Annotated in this window: 1 protein-coding gene; it reads left to right on the forward strand. The window is 58.8% G+C overall.

Annotated features, from left to right (window positions below; translation table 11 throughout):
* Positions 1-431, forward strand: a 431-nt coding sequence (locus tag OHL16_RS20115; protein ID WP_263368989.1) for an SgcJ/EcaC family oxidoreductase, incomplete at its 5' end; no start/stop codon positions are given.
* Positions 432-503 lie beyond the last annotated feature (72 nt).

Genomic DNA, 503 nt, shown 5'->3' on the forward strand with positions numbered 1-503 from the left:
CGGCTCGAGACGAAGCAGCCGTTCGCGGGCTCGGAGATGCCTTTGCTAACGCTTTCCTTCAGAAGAATGCCGAACTCCGAGCGTCTATCTTCGCCGAAGATGGAACCTTCGTGACGCCGCAGGGTGACTTTCTGCAAGGGCATGTCGCAATGGTGAAGGACTTCGGTCCCGAGGCGGAGCAAGCCGTCAACGGCTCCACGCAGGCGGCGTTCTCCAACTACCGGGTCCGCTTCATCAAACCCGATGTCGCGGTCGTCGACGCGCTCCTTACCGTGCGCAATGTCAACGGTCCAGATGCGACGACCATCCCCGCTATACCGATCAACTTTTTCTACGTGGCCGTCCGCCACGGCGATAAATGGCTGATCCAGGATGGGCGCACGCATTTCGCGGCCGCGCCGCCTTCGAACATGGCCAAGTCCTCAAACTGATCGCTGGCCTTCGCTAGCTCGTAAAGCTTTCCGGTTTTGCTAGCTCGTGATCTGTCGGCTTCTTTCTTGTTT

The sequence above is a fragment of the Edaphobacter bradus genome (genome assembly GCF_025685645.1).
In the GTDB taxonomy this organism is placed as follows: Bacteria; Acidobacteriota; Terriglobia; order Terriglobales; family Acidobacteriaceae; genus Edaphobacter; species Edaphobacter bradus.